The organism is Apilactobacillus kunkeei DSM 12361 = ATCC 700308, from assembly GCF_001281265.1.
GTDB lineage: Bacteria > Bacillota > Bacilli > Lactobacillales > Lactobacillaceae > Apilactobacillus > Apilactobacillus kunkeei.
This window is the reverse complement of sequence record NZ_JXDB01000007.1, coordinates 66667-88826: the sequence shown is the minus strand read 5'-3', so window position 1 is coordinate 88826 and position 22160 is coordinate 66667. Positions and strand designations below refer to the sequence as shown.

Annotated in this window: 21 protein-coding genes and 1 riboswitch; of the genes, 8 read left to right on the top strand and 13 right to left on the bottom strand. The window is 34.2% G+C overall.

Annotated elements, in window-relative coordinates; all coding sequences use genetic code 11:
* Positions 1–25 precede the first annotated feature (25 nt).
* From RZ79_RS03270 to RZ79_RS03245, 6 genes are read left to right on the top strand one after another with little or no spacing between them, the layout of a single operon-like run.
* On the top strand, positions 26–1681 hold the full coding sequence (locus tag RZ79_RS03270) for a formate--tetrahydrofolate ligase (RefSeq protein WP_054449946.1): 1656 nt from the start codon (positions 26–28) through the stop codon (positions 1679–1681).
* A 12-nt stretch (positions 1682–1693) separates the two neighbouring features.
* The gene (gene lspA / locus RZ79_RS03265) at positions 1694–2146 is read left to right on the top strand and encodes a signal peptidase II (protein ID WP_054449944.1); all 453 of its coding nucleotides are present in this window, start codon (positions 1694–1696) and stop codon (positions 2144–2146) included.
* Entirely contained in the window at positions 2142–3059 is a 918-nt protein-coding gene (locus RZ79_RS03260; RefSeq protein ID WP_053795403.1) for an RluA family pseudouridine synthase, read from the top strand. The genes lspA and RZ79_RS03260 overlap by 5 nt, the downstream gene beginning before the upstream one ends.
* Positions 3060–3070: 11 nt before the next feature.
* On the top strand, positions 3071–3598 hold the full coding sequence (gene pyrR, locus RZ79_RS03255) for a bifunctional pyr operon transcriptional regulator/uracil phosphoribosyltransferase PyrR (protein ID WP_034531143.1): 528 nt from the start codon (positions 3071–3073) through the stop codon (positions 3596–3598).
* A 33-nt stretch (positions 3599–3631) separates the two neighbouring features.
* On the top strand, positions 3632–4705 hold the full coding sequence (locus tag RZ79_RS03250) for a carbamoyl phosphate synthase small subunit (protein WP_041152254.1): 1074 nt from the start codon (positions 3632–3634) through the stop codon (positions 4703–4705).
* Between the two features lie 3 nt (positions 4706–4708).
* Positions 4709–7210 (top strand): carbamoyl phosphate synthase preATP-grasp domain-containing protein, encoded by a 2502-nt coding sequence (locus RZ79_RS03245; RefSeq protein WP_054449941.1) that lies wholly within the window; start codon positions 4709–4711, stop codon positions 7208–7210.
* A gap of 49 nt (positions 7211–7259) precedes the next feature.
* On the opposite strand, the gene RZ79_RS03240 is transcribed toward RZ79_RS03245, so the two are convergent.
* From RZ79_RS03240 to RZ79_RS03215, 6 genes are all read right to left on the bottom strand, one after another.
* On the bottom strand, positions 7260–7745 hold the full coding sequence (locus tag RZ79_RS03240; protein WP_054449939.1) for a hypothetical protein: 486 nt from the start codon (positions 7743–7745) through the stop codon (positions 7260–7262).
* A gap of 173 nt (positions 7746–7918) precedes the next feature.
* Positions 7919–8449 (bottom strand): GNAT family N-acetyltransferase, encoded by a 531-nt coding sequence (locus RZ79_RS03235; protein WP_054449937.1) that lies wholly within the window; start codon positions 8447–8449, stop codon positions 7919–7921.
* Between the two features lie 534 nt (positions 8450–8983).
* A complete protein-coding gene (locus RZ79_RS03230; protein WP_053792677.1) occupies positions 8984–9454 on the bottom strand; it encodes a glutathione peroxidase in 471 nt (156 codons plus the stop codon).
* Between the two features lie 20 nt (positions 9455–9474).
* Positions 9475–10020, bottom strand: a complete 546-nt coding sequence (locus tag RZ79_RS03225) for a folate family ECF transporter S component (protein ID WP_054449935.1) — start codon at positions 10018–10020, stop codon at positions 9475–9477.
* Between the two features lie 64 nt (positions 10021–10084).
* Positions 10085–10179, bottom strand: a riboswitch (THF riboswitch).
* 63 nt (positions 10180–10242) lie between these two features.
* Positions 10243–11199 carry a ketopantoate reductase family protein gene (locus tag RZ79_RS03220; protein ID WP_054449933.1) on the bottom strand — a complete coding sequence of 319 codons (957 nt, stop codon included), beginning with the start codon at positions 11197–11199 and terminating at the stop codon, positions 10243–10245.
* Between the two features lie 108 nt (positions 11200–11307).
* Positions 11308–12177: a DegV family protein gene (locus RZ79_RS03215; protein WP_054449931.1), complete on the bottom strand. Its 870-nt coding sequence runs from the start codon at positions 12175–12177 to the stop codon at positions 11308–11310.
* A gap of 157 nt (positions 12178–12334) precedes the next feature.
* On the opposite strand from RZ79_RS03215, the gene RZ79_RS03210 reads away from it, so the two are divergent.
* Complete coding sequence (locus tag RZ79_RS03210; protein WP_054449930.1) at positions 12335–14047, top strand: NFACT RNA binding domain-containing protein; 1713 nt, start codon at positions 12335–12337, stop codon at positions 14045–14047.
* A 27-nt stretch (positions 14048–14074) separates the two neighbouring features.
* On the opposite strand, the gene RZ79_RS03205 is transcribed toward RZ79_RS03210, so the two are convergent.
* Complete coding sequence (locus tag RZ79_RS03205; RefSeq protein ID WP_054449928.1) at positions 14075–14620, bottom strand: metal-dependent hydrolase; 546 nt, start codon at positions 14618–14620, stop codon at positions 14075–14077.
* Between the two features lie 73 nt (positions 14621–14693).
* Here RZ79_RS03205 and RZ79_RS07345 point away from each other — a divergent pair, with 73 nt between their 5' ends.
* Positions 14694–15668 (top strand): DNA/RNA non-specific endonuclease, encoded by a 975-nt coding sequence (locus tag RZ79_RS07345; protein WP_054449926.1) that lies wholly within the window; start codon positions 14694–14696, stop codon positions 15666–15668.
* Between the two features lie 41 nt (positions 15669–15709).
* On the opposite strand, the gene msrA is transcribed toward RZ79_RS07345, so the two are convergent.
* The 6 genes from msrA to parC all read right to left on the bottom strand — a co-directional run bounded on the left by msrA (position 15710) and on the right by parC (position 22154).
* A complete protein-coding gene (msrA, locus tag RZ79_RS03195; RefSeq protein WP_034531164.1) occupies positions 15710–16231 on the bottom strand; it encodes a peptide-methionine (S)-S-oxide reductase MsrA in 522 nt (173 codons plus the stop codon).
* A gap of 17 nt (positions 16232–16248) precedes the next feature.
* Complete coding sequence (msrB, locus tag RZ79_RS03190; protein WP_041152243.1) at positions 16249–16686, bottom strand: peptide-methionine (R)-S-oxide reductase MsrB; 438 nt, start codon at positions 16684–16686, stop codon at positions 16249–16251.
* 123 nt (positions 16687–16809) lie between these two features.
* The gene (locus RZ79_RS03185) at positions 16810–17517 is read right to left on the bottom strand and encodes a nicotinamide mononucleotide transporter (protein WP_034531166.1); all 708 of its coding nucleotides are present in this window, start codon (positions 17515–17517) and stop codon (positions 16810–16812) included.
* Positions 17518–17640: 123 nt separating this feature from the next.
* A complete protein-coding gene (locus RZ79_RS03180; RefSeq protein ID WP_034531169.1) occupies positions 17641–18567 on the bottom strand; it encodes a manganese-dependent inorganic pyrophosphatase in 927 nt (308 codons plus the stop codon).
* Between the two features lie 21 nt (positions 18568–18588).
* The gene (locus RZ79_RS03175) at positions 18589–19557 is read right to left on the bottom strand and encodes a LysR family transcriptional regulator (RefSeq protein WP_053795390.1); all 969 of its coding nucleotides are present in this window, start codon (positions 19555–19557) and stop codon (positions 18589–18591) included.
* Between the two features lie 128 nt (positions 19558–19685).
* Positions 19686–22154: a DNA topoisomerase IV subunit A gene (parC, locus tag RZ79_RS03170; RefSeq protein WP_420313687.1), complete on the bottom strand. Its 2469-nt coding sequence runs from the start codon at positions 22152–22154 to the stop codon at positions 19686–19688.
* Positions 22155–22160: the final 6 nt, after the last annotated feature.

Sequence of the window (22160 nt, the reverse complement as noted above, 5' to 3'; positions counted from 1 at the left end):
CATAATTCTAGGAGATGTTCTTACCATGAAAACAGATATTGAAATTTCACAATCAGCTGAGTTAAAAAACATTAGCGAAATTGCATCAAGTTTAAATATAAGTGACGATCAAATGGATCCTTATGGTAAATATAAAGCGAAAATCAACCTACCATTTTCCGGTTCAAAAAACGGTAAACTGATTTTAGTAACATCAATTAATCCAACTGCTGCTGGTGAAGGTAAAACTACTTTAACCATTGGTTTAGGTGACGCATTCCACAGAATTAATAAGTCTGTAGCAATTGCGCTAAGAGAACCATCACTTGGACCTGTTATGGGAATTAAAGGTGGTGCAACTGGTGGTGGATACGCTCAAGTAGCACCAATGGAAGATATTAACCTTTTCTTTACAGGTGACTTTCCTGCTATTACTGAAGCACATGACACATTATCAGCACTAATTGATAATCACATTCATCATGGTAACAAGTTAAACATTGATCCTAGAACAATTACCTGGAAGAGAGTCGTTGACATTAACGACCGAGAATTAAGAAACGTAATCGTTGGATTGGGTGGACGTACATCTGGTGTCCCTCGTGAAGATGGTTTTGACATTACTGTCGCAAGTGAAATCATGGCAGTTTTATGTTTGAGTGAAGATTTAAACGACTTAAAAGAAAAATTAGGTAAAATCCTAATTGGTTACAACTACGATAGACAACCAGTTACTGTTAATGACTTGGGTGTTACTGGTGCATTAGCATTACTATTAAAAGATGCAATCAAGCCAAACTTAGTTCAAACACTAGAACACACTCCAGCATTCATTCATGGTGGCCCTTTTGCTAATATCGCTCATGGTTGTAACAGTATTTTAGCTACTAAAGCAGCCATTCAACATGCGGATTACGCAATTACCGAAGCTGGTTTCGGTGCAGATTTAGGTGGAGAAAAGTTCCTAGACATTACATCTGAAAAGTTAGGAAAACGTCCAGATGCGATTGTTATTGTTGCTACTGTTAGAGCATTAAAGCTAAATGGTGGAGTTAACAAGAACGACTTAGATCAAGAAAACGTAGGTGCATTGCTAAAGGGTGCTAAGAACTTAGGTAGACACATTGCTAACATGAAGCAATACAACAAACCAGTTGTAGTTGCTGTAAATGAATTTACCAGCGATACTGAAAAAGAAATTAACGCATTAAACGATTACATCAAAGAACAAGGTGTAAAACCATTCAATACAACTGTATGGGAAAATGGTGGAGCAGGTGCAACTGAATTAGCTGAAGAATTAGTTGATGTATGTGACAACAATCAAGAATTTAAACCGCTATACAACAACGATGATGAATTTATGGACAAGTTAAATGCTATCGTTACTAAAATTTATGGTGGAAATGGTGTTGTATTAAGTAATAAAGCTAAGACACAATTAAAGAAACTAGTTAAAAATGGTTGGGACAAATTACCAATCTGTGTCGCTAAGACACAATACTCATTCACTGATAATGCTAAAGAGTTAGGAGCACCAGTTGACTTCTCAATTAATGTTTCTGACATCCAACCTAAACTAGGTGCCGGTTTCATCGTTGTATTAACTGGTAAGATTCTAACAATGCCTGGTTTACCATCACATCCAGCAGCTTTAGACATGGATATTGATAATGATGGTAAGATTACAGGGCTATTCTAAAGGAGTTTTTCAATGCCAATTGTATATATTTTAATTAGCCTATGTGCTCTTGTTGGAATTGATCAAGCAATCAAAATTTGGATTTCTGCAAACATTTCAGAAACATCAAGTACAACAATCATCCCAGGAGTATTATCAATTACTAATCTGCATAATAGTGGTGCTGCTTGGAGTATCTTGGAAGGCCAACAATGGTTATTTTCCATTATTACCTTAGTAGCAGTCGTAGCGATTGTTTATTTTATGATAAAATTAGAGGGTAGAAAGCTTTATTTAACAAGTACAACAATCTTATTAGCTGGAATTTTAGGTAACTTCATTAACCGTTTCTTACAAGGTTATGTAGTTGATATGTTCCAAGTTGATTTTATTAATTTCCCAGTGTTTAACTTCGCAGATATCTGCATTACATTTGGAATTATCTTGTTATTTTTTGCAATATTAAGAGATGGTGATTTAGATTAAAGATACAGTAACTTATACAGTCACAAAGGGGCATGTTCGACTAGATAAATCATTAACTGATAACGTTGATGATTTAAGTCGTTCAAGAGCCAAAAGTTTGATTGAAGATGGATTAGTCTTGGTAGATGGACAAAAGAAAAAGGCAAAATACGATGTTAAAGACGGTGAGGTAATTCAGGTAATCATTCCTGAACCAGAAACAATGAACGTGGAACCGGAAAACATCAACATTGATATTGTATATGAGGATGATGATGTAATTGTCGTCAATAAGCCGCAAGGAATGGTTGTTCATCCTTCTCCAGGTCATCCTGACCATACATTAGTGAATGCATTACTTTATCATTCACCACTTTCAACAATTAATGGAACCTATAGACCAGGAATCGTTCATAGAATTGATAAAGATACATCTGGTCTATTAATGGTTGCTAAGAATAATTATGCTCATGAATCTTTGTCCAAACAATTAAAGGATAAATCAAACATTCGTGAATATATTGCATTAGTACATGGAAATATCAAAGAAAATAGTGGCGTTATTAACGCCCCAATTGGTAGATCTAAAAAAGACCGTAAAAAACAGGCAATCGTAGATGATGGAAAGAACGCCGTTACTCATTTTAAGGTTTTAGAACGCTTCGGTGGAGAATATACACTTGTTTCATGTGTATTAGAAACAGGTCGTACTCACCAAATTAGAGTTCATATGAAGTATATTGGTCATCCACTTGCTGGAGATCCTCTATACGGACCCAAGAACACTTTAAAGGGTAATGGTCAATTTTTACATGCTAAGAAATTAGGCTTTGTTCACCCAAAGACAAACGAACAAATGATTTTTGAAACACCATTGCCAGAAATTTTTGAACAAACAATTACTAAATTAAGAAATAAATACAATCAAAAATAGGAGGATTTGTAATGAGTAAAGTCGTTGTTGATAAAATGGCCATGCAAAGAGCGTTAACTCGTATTACTTACGAAATTATTGAAAAAAATAAGGGGGTAAATAACCTAGTATTAGTTGGTATTAAGACTCGTGGTATTTACCTTGCTAAACGCATTGCTAATCGTTTACAAAAGCTTGAAAATAAAGAAGTTCCTGTAGTTGGGATCGACGTTACAAAGTATCGTGATGATATTCAACACACTGACAACGAACCAGCAGTTCTTTCTGATGAAGCTGTTTCATTAAAGGACAAAAACATCATCTTAGTTGATGACGTTTTATTTACTGGTAGAACTATTAACGCTGCATTATCAGCAATTGCTGAATTAGGTCGTCCAAAGAACATCAGATTAGCTGTATTAGTTGATCGTGGACACCGTGAATTACCAATTAGAGCTGACTTTGTTGGTAAGAACATTCCAACTTCAAAACAAGAAATCATCAATGTTCAAGTTGATGAAATCGATGATCAAGATTCTGTTGAAATTGATGAAAAGTAACTCTTAAATAAAATATTTAAGGAGATTGTTGTTATGACCACTAGATATTTAATATTAGAAGATGGAACTTCATATAAAGGTAAAGCCTTCGGAGCTGAAGCAACCACAACTGGAGAAATTATTGTAAATTCTAATATGTTAGGCTATCAAGAAGTTATAACAAATCAAATTTACCATAATCAAATCATTGTGTTTACACAGCCATCTATTGGTAATACAGGAATTAACCACAAAAGCTTTGAAGCAATTGTGACAAATTCAAAAGGGGTAGTTGTTAAAGAATACTCCAATATTTCTACCAATAGATTAGGAAACTTAAACTTAGATTTATTCCTAAAGCAACATAACATTCCTGGTATTGCGGGAATCGATACTAGAGAATTAACACGTCGCTTAAATCGAAAACAAACAATGAAGGCAAGTATTGTTGATATGGATGATGAACATGCTTTTGATCAACTTCATGCAACGGTTCTTACTAATCAACAAGTAAATCAAGTATCTACCAAGGCGCCATTTCCAAATACTGGTGATGGATACAATATTGTATTGATTGATTTCGGTCTTAAATACGGTATTTTACGTAAATTGGCTGACCTTGATTGTAACGTTATTGTGATGCCATTTGAAACAACTAGTCAGGAAATCTTTGATTTAGACCCTGATGGTGTTGTTTTATCAACTGGACCTGGTTCTCCAAGAGATTTACCAGATTCTGTTTTACAGATGATTAGAGAGGTCCAAAAAGAAATCCCAATGTTTGCGATGGGATTAGGACATGAATTGTTTGCATTAGCCAATGATGCCAATGTTTACAAATTAGACGGTGAACATCATGGTAGTAATCATCCAATTAGACAAGTTATTACTAATCAAATCATCTATGCATCACAAAGCGAAGGATACGCTGTTGATCCTAAATCAATCATCCATGATCAATTATTGATTACATATGTTGATTTAGTTAATGGTACTGTCCAAGGTATCAGACATCGTGATTATCCTGCTTTTTCTGTTCAATTCTCACCAGATGGTGGACCTGGTCCACAAGACAGTGCAGACTTGTTTGAAGAATTTCTAGAAAACGTTAGCTCACAAAGGAGATAACTAATGATAGATAATAAAATCAAGAAGGTATTAATTTTAGGTGGTGGACCTTCTAAAATTGGTAATGAAACTGAGCTTGATGCTGCTGCATTTCAAATGATGACAGCCTTAAAGAAAAATGGCGTTCAAGTTCTAGTGATTGATAATAATCCTTTTTCACTTACACTTTCAGAAGTTCAACCGGCTAATGTATTTATAAAAGAAATTAATTTAAAAAATGTTCTTGATGTAATTAAGAAGGAATCTCCTGATGCAATTATTCCAATCGCTGGGGGATTAAGAGCAATTCACGTTACACAGGAACTATTAAACCAAGGAATTCTAAGTGATTTAGGAGTCCGTGTTTTAGGGATCTCTAAAGAGTCTTTAAAGGTTATTAATAATCCAGATAAGATGAAGATTGCTATTAATAGTATCGATGAACCAGCAGTACCTTCTAAAATAGTTAGAAGTGAATCCGAAGCATTTGAAGTCGTTCGAGAAATTGGTTTCCCAGTTAACATCAAAAAAGTTAGCCATAAGGAAAGTACCGAAAGAATCATCTGTAATAATGCTGAAGAACTTTCTGACATGTTAGAAGACGAATTTAAAGACGACAGCGTATGTATCATTGAAAAGAGCATCGTTGGTTACAAACAAATTGAAACTGTTGCGGTTAGAGATCAAACCAATACCAAGATTCTAATTAGTGGTTTGGAAAATATTGATGCTGTTGGTGTCCATTCTGGTGATTCAATCGTAATTTCTCCAGTTCAAACACTGGGCGATATTGAGTACCAAAGTCTAAGAACTGCAACGTTTAAGATGATGGACTTATTGAATATCGTTGGTTTATGTCATATTCAATTTGCCCTAGATCCTAACGATGGTAGTAATTACTACATCACAAAAATTAATCCGTTGATTAACAGTAGTTCAGCACTAGCTGCGAGATCTACAGGTTATCCATTAGTTTATGTATGTACAAATCTTTTACTAGGTAATTCATTACCAGAGATTCAATTACACGCTAACTATCACCGTTTAACACCCATCATGGAACCAACATTAGACCACGTGGTAATTAAGATGCCAGTATGGCCATTTGATAATGTTCCAGAAGCTAATCAACATCTAAATACTACAATGAAGTCTGTTGGTTCAACCATTGGGGTAGGTAGAACTGTTGAAGAAGCAATGTTAAAAGCTTTGCGTAGTTCTCAATTCTCACCTCGTGATGTTCTACCAAGCATGTACGAAATCAGTAGTGATGAATTAATCAGTCAATTGATTCACCCTAAGTCAGACCGTTTATTAGTATTAATTGAAGCGCTAAGACGTGGTTACCAAGTAGATGAATTAGAGGAATTAACCAAGATTAACCAATTCTATTTCTACAAGCTAAAGGAATTATTGGATGTTGAAGAACTAATCATTAAAGAACCAATGAAACTAAGAACCATTGAAGTTGCTCATGATCATGGCTTTGGTGATGGTATGATGGCTGAAACATGGCATCAACCAATCGAAAAAGTTAGAGAGTTATATCACGCTGCTGGTGAATACCCAACATATAAGGCAATTGAACCTTCAGCTGGTGAATTTGATCAAAACATTCGTTCTTTCTACAGTAGTTATGAAATTGAAAACGAATCTAGTCAAGAATCAGAAAAGACCGCTCTAGTAATCGGTCGTGGTGGAAACAAGCTAGGTCCTAATACAGCTGCTGATTACTACACAGCTGAAATGTTAATCCAACTACACAGAATCGGTTACAAGACAATTGTCATGAATAACAATCCAAATGCATTATCACTAAGTCCACAAATTAGTGATAAGCAATATATTGAACCAATTCAATTAGGGGCAATTCTAAATATTATTGAACTGGAAAAACCAGTTAGAGTATTCATTCCAGGAAACAGACATTTCCTACTAAAACAATTAAAGAAATACACTGGTTTAAACGTTCAAGTATTGCCACCTGATCAAGAAACAGGGGTTGTTTTACCTAAGGATGTTACCTATGCACTAAACTTCTTTGTGACTCAAGATGAAAGTTACTTTATCTCAACAGAAAAGTTAATTAGTAATAATAAGAGTGACTTAGATTATGTAACTGCATACGAGACGCCATATGTCTTAGGTGATGAAGCATTACAAAGAGATATTGAAGAATCTAAAGCCCATATTCAAAGTTCCAATTGGATTGGATTAGTCCAAATCTTGTTTAATCAAAATAAGAAGGGGGAATCAGAGTATGTTGGTATTAGACCACTACGTTTAACTGAAACAATATTCTTAAGCAGAGCAACCGGAATTAATTGGGTTAGGGCACTTGTCCGTTTCTACACTAAGAGATTGGATATTAACGAATTAATGAAGAATATGCCTGATATGTCTAATAGAGTTACTCATATGCAAGCAACCTTCCCATTCAAACAATTAAATGTCAAAGTTGATCACGCTAATAGTTCCCAAGAAGTAGGGGCTAAAATCAAATTTAGATTAGTCGATGACAAATAAAAAGCATTCCATTTTGGAATGCTTTTTTAATAGACGCAGACGCCCTTTTTTACTTAATATAACCATCTTTGGTAATTGTGATGTTCTTCTTAAATGAAGTACTACCAGAGTCAGTTTCACTAATACCAACAAATTTATTATCGCTAACCTTCTTTAAATTGTAAAGTTTGATGTTAACTTGTTCTTCGTCGTACTTGATGTTGAAAGTAATTTCGCTACCGTTATTTTTAAAGGTTCCGATATCATCACTATAATTGTTTGGATTCTTATAGATTCCATTTAGATCAGAGTTGTCTTCAGCAATTAATACTTGGTTATTCTTGTTGAAATATAGATATGTAACATCTGAGTCTTGATTTACCATTTTCCAAATAACTTTTTTGTTTTCATCAGCTTTTACAAGCAATCCAGCATTGTTATTTGTAAATTGGTAGAACTTACCATTATCAATCGTATTTCTGATTCCTAGCGCAACCAATATAATTATTATCGCAATAATTAAATATGTAGATTTTTTTAACTTTAAAACATTCATTTTGCTTCTCCTTAAAATCAAGTATGAATGCATTCTATCATATGAAACTTAAAAACCATCATTATAAGTCTTATCAAAATAATCTTATGTATTTATGACGCCACACACTGCACATAAACGTATAACTATACATATAAACATTTAAACGTGCAGCAGAGAGCGTCCTATTTTTTCTATTTATTGTATTTAATTACATCTACATCTAAACCAAGAATTTGGTTAGCTTTCTTGTATAGATCCACACCAGCATACTTATTTGAAGTAAGTAGGTGGAATTCGTCATCAGAATCCTTGGTTGCTAAGTCAGTATCAATCATACCGTTATTAGTATAGAAACGATATCTAGCATTTCGTTGTTTATGATTAGCAGAATCAACTAAAATGGACTCAGATTCCAGAATGAAACCGTCTTTAAACCTTGATTTCAAGGCCTTTATAGTTAATTTTCCTAAACCGTTACCACGCATATTAGCATCAATAGCAAGATATAAAATAAATGCTTGATCGTGAAAATCGACAAGATAAATAATGCCGACATTTTGAGCGTCTAACTGAATTAGCAGCATTTGAACGGAGTCATTAGAATTGGCAATATTAGTTAAATCGTTGAAATCAATTCGTTGGTTAGTTGGGAACGAATCTGAATAAAGATCTAACCAATAACTTGAATCATTATTATCAGATAGATTTCTAAAGGTAATCATATATAAATAAAACCTCCAAAGAATTTATCCAAATCATACCATAAACATATTACAAGAATATATAAATCAAATTAAGTTATAAATAAATGTGAAAATTGAGAATCATTGCTACTTCTTCTTTTTAAGTATACTTCGTATAATATATATTATGTAAAGTAGATAATTTTAAATAAACTGAGAAGTGTTCTCTGTATTCCCCATCAATATATGAATTAAAAAAGCATCCTTTTTGGATGCTACTATTATATTTAATATTCTCCTTTTAGTACGCGTAAGTAATTTCTGACAAATAACATTGCTATAACTATGATCAATACCACAGCTGTCGTTATAAATCATAAGTATAATGCTTTAGAAATTAATGCAATTAAACCTTGTATTACATAGCTTGATCCATAATCAATCATAATTATTTTCCTCTTTTATGGTGTTCATAAATGCGTTCTGGATGATAATATTTATCATGATTCATGTAAACATTAGTATATGATTGATTTATCTATACAAAAAAGCACCCGAAACGGATGCTTTTAGTTATTGATCTAGTTCATTGATAATATCTTGTTCAATTTTACGTGGATTCTTTAATGGTGAGTAACGTTTTACGAATTCACCATTCTTATTAATCAAGAATTTGGTGTAATTAAATTTAATACGACCTTTACCAGATACTGACTTCAAGTATGTAAATAATGGTAATTCATCTTTGCCATTTACCTTTGCTTGTTTAGCCATTGGAAATGTAACCCCATAATGTAATTGACAGTATTCGCTGGTCTTTTCATCACTATTTAATTCCATGTGGAATTGATTGGATGGTACACCAACTAAGACAAGTCCTTGATTCTTGTACTTATCATATAAGTATTGTAAATCTTTTAATTGTCCAGCAAGACCACACTTGCTAGCTGTATTAACTATTAAGATAACTTTACCCTTTAAATCACCGAAATTGATGGATTGACCATTCATTTCAGTTAACTGGTAATCGTAGATAGTGCTCATAATTACACTCCAAATCTAAATTATTTCCAACGAGATTTTATCAACTTTTGCATAATTGGATTGCCTAGCACAACTACTAGAAGCACCATTTGGATTGGTGTTGTAATAAGTTGTTTGATCAATCTAGTCATTAAGAATACCTTGAAACTGTATCCGGCTGTCAATGTTGACATTGATAACCATAGAGTATTCAATAAAGTATTTACTAATAATGTGATGACCAACTGAGCTAAAATGGCTTTCCATGGACTGAACTTTTCATTTTTGTATAAAAATAAACCAAAAATGAAAGCTGATAAAACAGCTGACACTGTAAATCCAGGCAAATACATTTGACCGCTTAAGATTGTAACGAATACGTCATATACCCCACCTACGATTCCTGCTATGATTGGTCCATACATTGAAGCCAATACAGCAGTAGCTAAGAATGAGAAAGTAAATACAACGATTGGTGTATGTATACCGACTCTTCCTAAAACATAAGTCATTGCCATTAAAATAGCAATTGTAGCGGCGTCCCTAACGTTAATACGTGGAACCCTGAATAAAGTTGAAACATTCATCAAAAGACATCTCCTAGTGGAGCTGCCACTCATATAATTATAAAAAGTTGATATTATAAAAAGTTGTGGCGAATGCGGCAGTTACATCGCAACCTAAGTTTTCGTCAAACGTTCACATTCCGTTCCGTCTGCACTTTACGCATAACTACCTACTCCCAAATTTTTGTTACAACATAATATTATCATTTTTATAATTACAAAACAATTATATTTTGTGTGTGATCATTTGAATTGTCTCATTTGTTCAACCAAATGAACTTGATTTACTACAAATTCATGAGTACGACATACATAGTCGTTTTCTCTACCTAATTTGGCAATATATCCATTAATGTAATCAACTTCTGTTTCTCTACCTTTCGAGAAGTCTTGATACATTGAAGGATAATGATATTTTAGAGTGTGACTAGTATCAATAACTGATTGAACTTGTTCATCTCTTGTTTCATCCATATAAATACCTGCTCTTTCACATGCATCAAAGGATTCGTTAAATAATTGACGAGCCATTTCAGGTGCTTTGGGATATTGAATGAATTGTCCCATTTGGACTTCAAACATTGTACAAAGAGTATTAACAACAGCATTGAACACTACTTTTGTCATACACATATTAATCCAATTATCGGCCATGATTGGTCCTAATTTCGCTTCTTTTAAGTCATTAAATAGAGCCTTAACAGTTTCATCAGGTTCTTTATCATTGTATGGTGCTAAATGCATTGCTTCACCGTTTACTGGTCCCATGAAGTCAACATCACCAGGTCCATTTAAGACGGTCGCAATCATTGCAGTTCCACAAACAATTTTATCTTTATCAAAATACTTTTCAATCTTGTCAAAATGACCCATTCCATTCATTGCAGAAAAAGCATATTGATCATCATGAAAGATTCCAGCAGCACTATCTCGCTTAAGTTCTTCTTCTAGTTGCATTTGTTTTTTGAAGATAATCCAAACATCTGGATGTCCTTTATAATCTTCTGGGTAAAAGATATTAATCGGCACTAAATGTTTATTTTCGTGGTCACGTGAAACGTAAACACCACCTTGTTCCTTTACCTTCTCAATGTTAGGTTCCCAGGTTTCGATGAAATCTACTTCCACGCCAGTATTCTCTTGCAATAAAACACCATACCTGTATCCCATTGCTCCTGCTCCAATAATCCCGTATTTCATAAACAACACCTCATATCTTTATAAGTTGCTATGAGTATAGAACTAATAATTAGAAAAAGCAATGTATTTTCTAATTATTTTTTAATAATAAAAAAGAACTAGCATAAACTAGTCCTTTTTGTCAGTATCAATCATCCAAGCTAGAGCAAGAGATTTGTTACCTAAATGGGTACCAATAACAGGACCAAAGTAACTTTCTTCAATACTCATATTTGGATATAATTGTTGAATATTTTCTTTCCATTCATGTCCAGCTTCTGGATCATTACCATTAATAACAATCGCTTTTAATGGATAATCAACCTTAGAAGCAGCTTCTTTGAAAATTGCCTCAGTACGTTTAAGTGCCTTCTTACGAGATCTTACCTTTTCAAAAGCCACAATTTCATTACTCTTCTTATCGAAAGTTAGTAATGGCTTAATTTTAAGTAAGCTTCCAAGGAATGCTGAAGCATTTGATAGTCTTCCACCTCTTACAAGGTTTTGTAGGTCATCAACAACGAATACTTCATCAATTGTATCTCTAACGTGGTCTAAATGTTCAATGATTTCATCGACGCTAGCCCCCGATTGTACCTTCCTTGCAGCTTCGATTGCCAAGTTACCCATTAGTTTTACGGTAATCTTTGAGTTATAAGGAATTACTTTAATGTTTTCAATGGTTGGTGCAAGTGCTGACAATGAATTGTAAAAACCCGAAATGGTACTTGCTAAATGAATACTGATTACAGTGTCGTAACCTTCATCAGCCAATGAATCATACAAGTTAATCAACTCACCCATTGGTGGTTGTGATGTACTTGGGAATGATTGTGAGTTTTTTAGTTTTTCATAGAATTCATCTGTTGAGATGTTGCTGCCTTCTTCATAGCTTTTACCATCAATCATTACAGGCATATGAACAATATGAATTCCATATTTTTCTTGTTCTTCTTTTGATAAATAAGAAGTACTATCTGTTACGATTGCAATTTTCATTATCTTTCATCCTTTTTCATAATACATACGATTATTTATAAATAAAATTATAACATTAAAACATATTTATATCATGAGAACTCTGTTATTTTTGCTAATTTGCTTGCATATCAGTTATACTAGAAGATAATACTTTGTACGAAAGAGAGATGAGATAATGTCATTTGATGGATCATTTACTCATGCAATGACTGGTGAATTAAATCGATTAGTTTCAGGTGGTCGAGTATCCAAAATTAATCAACCTTATGATAACGAAATTGTTTTAACAGTTCGTTCAAACCATGAAAACTACCCTATTTTAATTTCAGCCAATCCTAATTATGCGCGTGTGCAAGTTTCAAAAATTCCATACGTTAATCCGCACACACCAACTACTTTCACAATGACATTAAGAAAACATCTTAGTGGATCAGTTTTAAAGAAAGTATCCCAGATTGATAATGACCGTGTAATGATTTTTCATTTCACAACTAGAAACGAAATTGGTGATTTAAAGGAAATGCGTTTAGTCGTTGAAATCATGGCCAGACACAGTAATATCATCTTAGTAGATACACAAGATGATATGCGAATTATCGATGCAATCAAACGAATTGGTGCAGATAAGAATAGATACAGAACTATCTTGCCTGGTGACACATACATCACCCCACCAAACCAAGACATGGTTAATCCATTTAATGAAAACGTTGATTATCAAAAAATTGAAGACTTAACTAAGGAATTCCCTAACCAAGAGGTTCTATCATCAGAACTACGTAAGAGAATCCAAGGACTAGGTAAAGACACATCATTATATCTTGCTCAAGCAATGCATCAAGATGGTGCTGTCAAAGATAAGTTTGATAATTTCTTTGATCACTTCAACAATCCAGTACCAACCATGATTGAACATGGTAAGAATAATAGTTTTAATGTCTATCCGTTTGAAGAAAATAACATTCAGTTTGATACATTAAGCGAATTGCTAGATAACTTCTACGAAACAAAAGCTAGATTGGACCGTGTTCGCGAACAAGGTGGCCAATTAATTAAGGTTGCTAGAAGTGAATTAAAGAAGAATAAAAACAAGAAAAAGAAACTTGAAAAGACCTTGGATAATACTAAGTATGCCGATGAATATCGTATTAAGGGTGAAATTCTAACAACATACCTATACAAGATTCAAAAAGGAATGACTAAAATTGCTCTTCCTAATTTCTATGATAATGGAAACGAAATCGACATTAGTATTTCTAATCAGTTAAGTCCTTCAGAAAATGCGCAAAAGTACTTTAAACGTTATCAAAAGGAAAAGAATGCTGTCTCATTTGTGACTGAACAATTAAAGAAGACCAATGATGAAATTGACTACTTTGAAAACATCCTTTCACAAATTGAGATTGCCAACCCATCCGATTTAGACGACATCAAAGTCGAACTAAAAAACGAAGGATATTTAAAGCATCACAACAATCGTAATACAAAGAATAAAAATAAGAATACTAAGATTAGTAAACCTGAAGAATTTATTACTGATAAAGGCATTCACATTCTTGTTGGTAAGAATAACCTTCAAAACGATAAGTTAACAATGAAAGATGCTGATAAGAGAGATACTTGGTTGCATACACAAAAGATTCACGGTTCTCACGTTATCATCAAGGACTTCAATCCTGATGATGAAACCATCGAAACTGCTGCAATGCTTGCCGCCTACTTCTCTAAAGCAAGAGATTCAGCAACCGTTCCCGTTGACTATGTTCAAGTTAAAAAAATCAGAAAACCAAATGGTTCTAAGCCTGGATTTGTTATTTATGAAGGTCAAAAGACCCTCTTTGTAACACCAAGTAAAGAATTCGTTGATCAATTAAGAGAAAATAAATAAAGGGATGCATCTTTGATGCACCCCTTTTTATTTTAAGTTTTTATATAAGTAGAAAATCAATTCCATCACCACTATAGTAACAGAAACATATCTAATTATAATTTCTTTCATACTATGAACCTTATATATAAATATGCCCTTCTTACGTATGATCTTACGATTTCCTAATGGATACAACCATCTAATCCCTTCAACCGAAAAAGAATCTAATAGTTCATGTAAGAAGTATCCCAAAACCAACGTAAAATAAAAGTATCCCATCACTTTATATTCATAGAAACTTATTCCATTTAGGATTGGGCTATTAGAGCTGTAGCGTGCTAAAATAAATAGGAAGACTGGTATCCAAATACTGTGTGACCAGGTTCGATGACCCCATAAGGTCAAAACGGATGTTTCTAAACCGGTTTTCTTATTTACTCTAGTTTGTCTTTGATCAATATCAGGAAGTTGACTCCCTATCCACACACCAATTGCCTCAGTTATGATAATTGGTAACGGTTGATTAGTCGAAATGGCATAACCTATCATTACTGCTTCTGCTGAAGCAACATGCGTTTTTCTTAGCGCCAAAAATAACATTCCTTACGTATTTAACTTTAGACAACTATTTTATCATACATAGGTTTATTAGGAGGATTTTTAATTGAAGTATACTAAAATAATGGCCACTCTTACTATTGGACTGTCATTAGTCCTAAGTGGATGTGCAAATAATAGTAACGGAAACACCGCTACCAAGAGTAGCAAATCATCAGACGTTACCAAAGATTTGCCAAATACGAATACAAATGATTTAGCGTCACTAAACTATCAAAATAACACATCAGCAATCTTGACCGTGAATAATGATGCATCTAACTTAAAATCATCTGATTGGAAATACAATCACGTAGAATACACTAATCTAGATTCCTTAAACAGAACATCTGAAGGTAATACTGCCTACCTAGAAAAACGTAATATTGCAAATGACAGTCTAAGAACCAGACAAGTGGTTCAACCAACTGGATGGCACCAAAAGTTCGTGAACAATGATGCTATTATCAATCGTGGCCATGAAATTGCCTACAGTTTATCTAAAGGAATCAGTATAAATGGTAAATATGAACCATCAGTACAATCTGGTGATCAAAATAATTTGAAGAACCTATTTACCCAAACTGCATTCAGTAATCAAAAACTACAAACTATTTATGAATCACAAGTCAGAGAAGCACTTAGAAAAGATAAAAAGGTTATTTTCCAAGTTACCCCTATTTTTAGAGGAAATGAATTAATGGCTCGTGGTGTTCATATGCAAGCCATTTCAACTGATGGAAGTCTAAACTTTAACGTTTACATCTTCAATGTTCAACCTGGTGTTGAATTCAACTATTCAACCGGTAGATCCAAGATAAATAACGAGATTAAGGTCCCTACACCTGAAAACTCACCATCGTTCAATAATCGCCGTAACTCATACAAGAAGCATCATTACGTAAGAGATGCCGTTGTAGCAGGTGTCGTTCATCACGAAATTAAAAAGCACTACGAAAGAAAGTATCGTAAAGAATACAAGAAAGAATCAGAACATCACCAATACCATTCACGTAGCCATTATTACAGACATAAGTATTAATTAAAAAAGGTTCCTAGCATATGCTGGGAACCTTTTTATTATTATTTAGCCCACTTTGTATCCTTAAATTGTTGACGGCCACCTAATTCTTCAATTTGAGCTCTTAATGGGTTCTTCTTGTAGAAATCTTGGTGATAGTCTTCAGCTGGATAGAATGGTTTAGCATCTTCGATTGATGTAACGATTGGTTCATCAAACATACCGCTTTCAGCTAGTTGCTTCTTGGATTCTTCAGCAACTTTTCTTTGTTCTTCACTGTTAACAAAGATAACGGGACGATAACTGTCACCTCTGTCTTGGAATTGACCAGAAGCATCAGTTGGATCTGTTTGTCTCCAGTAAATTTCGACTAAATCCTTGTATGAAATGACTTCAGGATCAAATGTAATTTCAACGGCCTCAGTATGGCCTGTTGTATGGCTACATACTTGTTCGTATGTGGGGTTTGCAACGTGTCCTCCTGTGTAACCTGAGATAACACTTTCAATTCCTGGTTGTTGGTCAAATGGTTCAACCATGCACCAGAAACATCCTCCTGCGAAAATAGCTGTATCTTTACTCATAAAACAAATCTCCCTTCCTATTTAAATTCTGCAGCGTATTGGCCGTAGCCTTCTTCTTCTAACTTATTAACTGGAATGAATCTTAATGATGCTGAGTTAATGCAGTATCTCAATCCACCCTTATCTTTAGGACCATCAGGAAAGACGTGACCTAAGTGTGAGTTAGCTTCGCTACTTCTTACTTCGTTTCTTACCATACCATGTGAGGTATCTAAATTACTCTTAATGCTGCTTTGTTCAATTGGCTTGGTAAATGCTGGCCAACCACATCCAGAGTTGTATTTATCTTTTGAAGTGAATAAAGGTTCACCTGATACAATATCTACGTATAAGCCATCTTCAAAAAAGTCATCATATTCGTTTGAAAATGGCATTTCTGTACCGGCATTTTGAGTAACTTCGTATTGTTCGTCAGTTAATCTACTTCTTAATTCTTCTTCACTGTATTTCTTCATAATCGTAACAGCTCCTTTTGCTTGATCTGATATATCCGGTGGAGATATATCGTACACGATATAACTATAATGATAACGATTATAAAAAATAATGCAAATTATTAGCACAGAAAAATATATTAATTAGTCCTTCCAATATGCATTACCAGCAAGTGCCATTAGAATGTAATAAATATACTTACCAACGTTTGCAAAGTTGAATTGGCTAATTGCCTTAGCTAGTTGAATAAAGTCGTATAATAGCCAGAATTTCCATTGTGTAGATATCTTCATTGCATTCATGATATTTGCAATCAATGAAATTCCGAATACAAAACTAGTTAATACATATAAAACGGAATCAGATGAATTTAGACTACCGTATCCAATGTAATTAATACCAAAACTAAATGCTAGTGATAATAATGACAATAGTACAAAGACAATTTGTCCCTTTTTTGTATTCATAAAATCAGATTTCTTGAATTTATCAGAGTTTGTCCATGTTCTAATTGCCCAAATTTGGATAATAAAACTGATTGGATAAGTTAGGATTGCCCCATGGTTTCCCAATAGGTAATCAATTGCACATCCAAGAATGATTTCAGGAACACCAATCCAGTTACCTAGGTTACTAAAACGACCGACTAACCTAGTAGACATGATTGACATGCAGGCGTCAAAAGCACTAATTAGTCCGAAAGGAACAAAGATTGCCCAATGGCCCCAATGAGTCACATCGTTTAGTGATTCGAATAAATAACCTGAAAGAAACGCTGATAAGAAAATAATTGCGATTCCTAATAAATCCATTGTCTTTGAAGTAGCTAAATTTCTAAATACCTTTACCATTTTGAAGATCTCCTATTGTTTTTATTTGAGACAGCCGTATTCCGGAAGCAACGCTGTCAGATATTTTTTTATATAAAGAAAGAACACACCCATTAGGATGTGTCCTTTAAATACGTCCTAGTATTAGTCTAAAACATCAGTTAATTGAGGAACAACTTGTTTCTTTCTTGATACAACACCTGGAAGTGCAATTGTATCTTCTGAAACTTTTTGGTTAAATGCTTTTTCTACAGCATCCTTGGGTTCACCGTAAACGATGGCTTCAGAATTACTGTCTAATACGTTGGTAGCAATTACTAAGAACAAGTCGTAGCCTTCTGCTTTAGCTTCTTCTTCCATTGCCTTTAATAAGTCTTCTTTACGTTTTAATACGTCGTTTAAATCAACAGTGTTGATTTGGTCGATACGTACTGCTTTGCCACCCATAGTGAATGACTTAGCGTCACCGTCGATTAGGTCTTTGTCAGATCTAGCATCAACGTTAGTACCAGCCTTTAGCATCTTGATACCGTATTCTTCAGCATCAACCTTAGCAATCTTAGCTAATTCAGCAACAGCCTTTTTATCAACATCAGTAGTTGTTGGTGATTTTAGTAATAAAGTATCTGAAATGATTGCTGAAAGCATTAGACCAGCTAATTTTTCAGGAATTTCAACGTTCTTTTCGTTGAACATTTCAAATAATACAGTACTTACACAACCAACTGGTTCAGCACGGTAGAATACAGGCTTTTCAGTGTTGAAATCTGCAATTCTGTGGTGATCAACTACGTGAGTAACTGTTAATTTATCAATATCTGAAACACTTTGTTGAGGTTCATTATGATCTACTAGCATAACTGAGTCTACTTCTGATGAAGCTTCAGTGATAACACGAGGTGCTTCTTGACCGAAGTAATCTAAAACAAATTTAGTTTCTTCGTTTGGAGTACCTAGAGCAACGGCTTCAACGTCGTATCCTAGTTTATTTTGTAAATATGCATATTCGATAGCTGCACAAATTGCATCAGTATCTGGACTTTGGTGTCCGAAAACTAATTCTTTAGCCATAATAAAACTTCCTTCGTATTTTTAGTAGTTGTCCTTTAATCTTGATAGGTAGTCTTCTTCATCTAAGAAGGCATCGAATTCGTCTAAGAATGAACCAACACGAGGAATCATCTTCTTGTTAGATCTGTAAACGAATGCTAAATCAAAATTGATATTTGGATTCAAACGGGCAACCCATGTATTATTATCTTCCAATGTTTTGACATCTTTGTCAATCATAAATGAACTTGGAAGAGCAGTATTTAATCCAGTATTAACAGCAAAACGTAAAATTTGGTCTGGAGTTGAGAAGCAAGCGCCACTCTTAGGATTATCTAGAAGTTGATCTTTGTATTCAGTCTTTAAGATTGAATCTAAGAAGTAATCTTCTGGGTAAGTAACCCAAGGACGATCTAATGTGTCCTTGAACTTAATCTTATCCTTACCAGATAATTTTTCGTTGTGGTGAATGTACATTAAGTCATCGCTCATAATCTTTTGAGCTTCGTATGGCTTCCAGTTCTTAATTGATGAATCTGGTAAGTACATGATTGCTAAATCAATACGGTTGTTTTCCAAACTTTCCCAAATTTCCTTACGAGTTAACATTCTTAGGTTAACCTTTAGTTCAGGATTCTTCTTGTAAAGTTGAGCAATGAACTTTTCAAAAACTTTAACTTGGATTGATGATAGAACACCAATGTTAATGTCACCAGTTGATGCACTGTTTGATTGTTCAATTTCATCAGCAGTTTGGTTTAAGATTTCATAAATATCCTTAGTTGACTTAAGCATAATGTTACCGGCAGATGATAACTTTAGCTTTTTTCCAATTGAGTAAAACAATGGAGCGCCAACTGTCTTTTCTAGCTTTTTAATTTGTTGAGTTAATGCAGGTTGCGTAATTCCCAAAATTTGCGCAGCCTGAGTGTAATTCATAGTTTCTGCTAATTGCAAAAAGTATGAAAGTGTCTTAGAAGAGAAAATATTTTCTTGCTTAGTTTTTTTCATGCCTATACCCCTATATCATTTATTACATATTATTATCTATTAATAGTTCATTAAAATATAATAACCTATTAATCATAAAATAACAATATATTTTATGATAATAATAATAAATTTCTATTGGAGTTATATTACTTAATATTTGCCACTACTTCAGGATGTAATACAGTCATGCTAGTTGGTGTACCTTCAGCATCGACATCCATCACAGCAGAACCGTTTGATTGACGATCATTTACTGGATGGTCACCTGTCATAATATCATGGACACGGCGTCTACTAGTAAATACTCTAATTGGGTTAAAGCTATCAGTTGCCCTTTCTAGTTTTACAAAGTCAACCAATTCATGTGGGTTTTTCTTCAATGATTTTAGAACTTGAACCCCTCTTCTTGCACGACTAGCAAGAGGTACTTCATCTACCTTCATGTTCTTGTAGAATCCGCGTTGGGTAATCATCCCTACCTTATCGTCTTGTTCTACTAGTTGCACATCAACAACTTGTTCTTCATCCCTAATGTCCATTGAACGAACACCAGTAGATCTTGCACCAGAATATGATACTTCATCTAGTTCAAAACAAGTAGCTAGTCCAACATTAGATGCAATAAAGACATTGGGATTAGCATTTGCATCTGCTAGGTAATCAACATTAACTACATTTGCACTATCATCTTTTAGTTTTTCAAATACAGCTGGTCTTGAACGGTAGTTTCTACCGGGAGTTAACTTATCAAACTCAGTTTGTTTGATATATCCGTCACTAGTAGAGATTACAAACTTACCAGTTTCTTTCAATGTCTTGAATGACATGACCTTCATGATTTTTTCGTCATCGGCTAGACCGATAGTTTGAGAAATATGTTCACCGGTTTCTTTCCAACGAGCATCTGTAATTTCATGAACTGGACGATAAATTAGATTACCTTTATTAGTAAACATGAATAAGTGTTGTAGTGTAGTCATTTGTTCTAAGAAGATTGGATAATCATCTTCCTTTAGACCATTTTCTTCAACTTCTGAAGCTTTGTATGAACGAACACTACTACGTTTTAGGTATCCATCATGACTGACTAGTACAACAACGTCTTCTTCCGGCACTGTGATAGTCTTACTAATCTTAAGTTCTTCAACTTCTGCTTCAATCTTAGTAAGACGATCGCTACCATAGGCCTTCTTAATGTCTTTGAACTCTTTGGTTAATACCTTATTTAGTTCGTTCTTATCATTTAGGATGGTATTGTATTCTAGAATGTCTGCACTTAACTTATCTTTTTCAGCTTGTAGTTCAACCACATCGGTATTAGTTAAACGGTATAGTTGTAACTTAACAATGGCATCCGCTTGTTTTTCAGAGAAGTCGAATTCAGTGATTAAGTTATTACATGCATCTTTTCTGTTGTCACTTGCACGAATGGTCTTAATAACTTGGTCTAAAATTGATAAGGCCTTGATTAAACCATCTACAATGTGTTGTCTTGCCATTGCCTTGTCTAAGTCGTACTTAGTACGTTTAGCAACAATCAAGCGTTGGTAATCTAGGTATGATTCTAAGATTTCCTTTAATGATAGACGTTCTGGTCTCATCTTATTAATTGCAACGACGTTAAAGTGATAATTGATTTGTAGATCAGTGTTCTTAAATAGGTAGTTAAGAATACCGGTAGCATCAACATCACGTTTTAATTCAATGGCAATTGATAGACCGTTTCTATCACTTTCATCCCTAACTTCAGCAATTCCATCAATCTTCTTGTTAATTCTGATTTCATCGATTTGCTTAACTAGTTGTAGCTTATTAACTTCGTATGGTAATTCACTTACACGAATAAGTGTCTTGTTACCGCGTAGTTCTTCAACATCTGTCTTAGAACGAATGATAATCTTACCACGACCAGTTTCATAAGCCTTCTTAATGCCGTCTAGACCTTGTACAATTCCACCTGTTGGGAAGTCAGGTCCCTTAATGAATTGCATTAAGTCATCCAAAGTAGCATCTGAATGCTTTTGTAGGTAAATCAAAGCATCTAATACTTCAGATAGGTTGTGAGGAGGAATTTCGGTTGCGTAACCCGATGAGATTCCGGTTGCACCATTAACTAATAGATTAGGGAAACGAGATGGTAATACCGTTGGTTCATTTTCGGTGTCATCAAAGTTAGGCACCCAATCAACAGTATCCTTATCAATATCTCTTAGCATTTCAGAAGCAATCTTGCTTAGACGTGCTTCTGTATAACGCATAGCTGCAGCTGGATCTCCATCCATTGAACCATTGTTACCGTGCATTTCGATTAATGGTTCTCTGATTTTCCATTCTTGACTCATACGTACTAATGCTTCATAGATTGAACTATCACCATGGGGATGGAAGTTACCCATAACATTACCAACGGACTTAGCTGACTTTCTAAATCCCTTGTCATAAGTATTTCCGTCTTTATTCATGGCGTATAGAATACGACGTTGAACCGGTTTTAATCCGTCACGAACGTCTGGTAACGCTCTTTCTTGAATGATTGACTTAGAGTATCTACTAAATCTTTCACTCATGATTTGTTCAAGCGTTAGTTTTTCAATAACTGAATGATTAACCACTATAGTTCC

Excerpts from the sequence above, each read along its gene's own strand:
- RZ79_RS03215 (WP_054449931.1), bottom strand. The coding sequence starts at position 12,177 with ATGAAAATTGCAATCGTAACAGATAGTACTTCTTATTTATCAAAAGAA.
- RZ79_RS03175 (WP_053795390.1), bottom strand. The coding sequence starts at position 19,557 with ATGAAAAAAACTAAGCAAGAAAATATTTTCTCTTCTAAGACACTTTCA.
- RZ79_RS03230 (WP_053792677.1), bottom strand. The coding sequence starts at position 9,454 with ATGAGCACTATCTACGATTACCAGTTAACTGAAATGAATGGTCAATCC.
- RZ79_RS03180 (WP_034531169.1), bottom strand. The coding sequence starts at position 18,567 with ATGGCTAAAGAATTAGTTTTCGGACACCAAAGTCCAGATACTGATGCA.
- RZ79_RS03245 (WP_054449941.1), top strand. The coding sequence starts at position 4,709 with ATGATAGATAATAAAATCAAGAAGGTATTAATTTTAGGTGGTGGACCT.
- RZ79_RS03235 (WP_054449937.1), bottom strand. The coding sequence starts at position 8,449 with ATGATTACCTTTAGAAATCTATCTGATAATAATGATTCAAGTTATTGG.
- RZ79_RS03250 (WP_041152254.1), top strand. The coding sequence starts at position 3,632 with ATGACCACTAGATATTTAATATTAGAAGATGGAACTTCATATAAAGGT.
- lspA (WP_054449944.1), top strand. The coding sequence starts at position 1,694 with ATGCCAATTGTATATATTTTAATTAGCCTATGTGCTCTTGTTGGAATT.
- RZ79_RS03220 (WP_054449933.1), bottom strand. The coding sequence starts at position 11,199 with ATGAAATACGGGATTATTGGAGCAGGAGCAATGGGATACAGGTATGGT.
- RZ79_RS03210 (WP_054449930.1), top strand. The coding sequence starts at position 12,335 with ATGTCATTTGATGGATCATTTACTCATGCAATGACTGGTGAATTAAAT.
- RZ79_RS03225 (WP_054449935.1), bottom strand. The coding sequence starts at position 10,020 with ATGAATGTTTCAACTTTATTCAGGGTTCCACGTATTAACGTTAGGGAC.
- RZ79_RS03240 (WP_054449939.1), bottom strand. The coding sequence starts at position 7,745 with ATGAATGTTTTAAAGTTAAAAAAATCTACATATTTAATTATTGCGATA.
- RZ79_RS03270 (WP_054449946.1), top strand. The coding sequence starts at position 26 with ATGAAAACAGATATTGAAATTTCACAATCAGCTGAGTTAAAAAACATT.
- msrB (WP_041152243.1), bottom strand. The coding sequence starts at position 16,686 with ATGAAGAAATACAGTGAAGAAGAATTAAGAAGTAGATTAACTGACGAA.
- msrA (WP_034531164.1), bottom strand. The coding sequence starts at position 16,231 with ATGAGTAAAGATACAGCTATTTTCGCAGGAGGATGTTTCTGGTGCATG.
- pyrR (WP_034531143.1), top strand. The coding sequence starts at position 3,071 with ATGAGTAAAGTCGTTGTTGATAAAATGGCCATGCAAAGAGCGTTAACT.
- RZ79_RS03185 (WP_034531166.1), bottom strand. The coding sequence starts at position 17,517 with ATGGTAAAGGTATTTAGAAATTTAGCTACTTCAAAGACAATGGATTTA.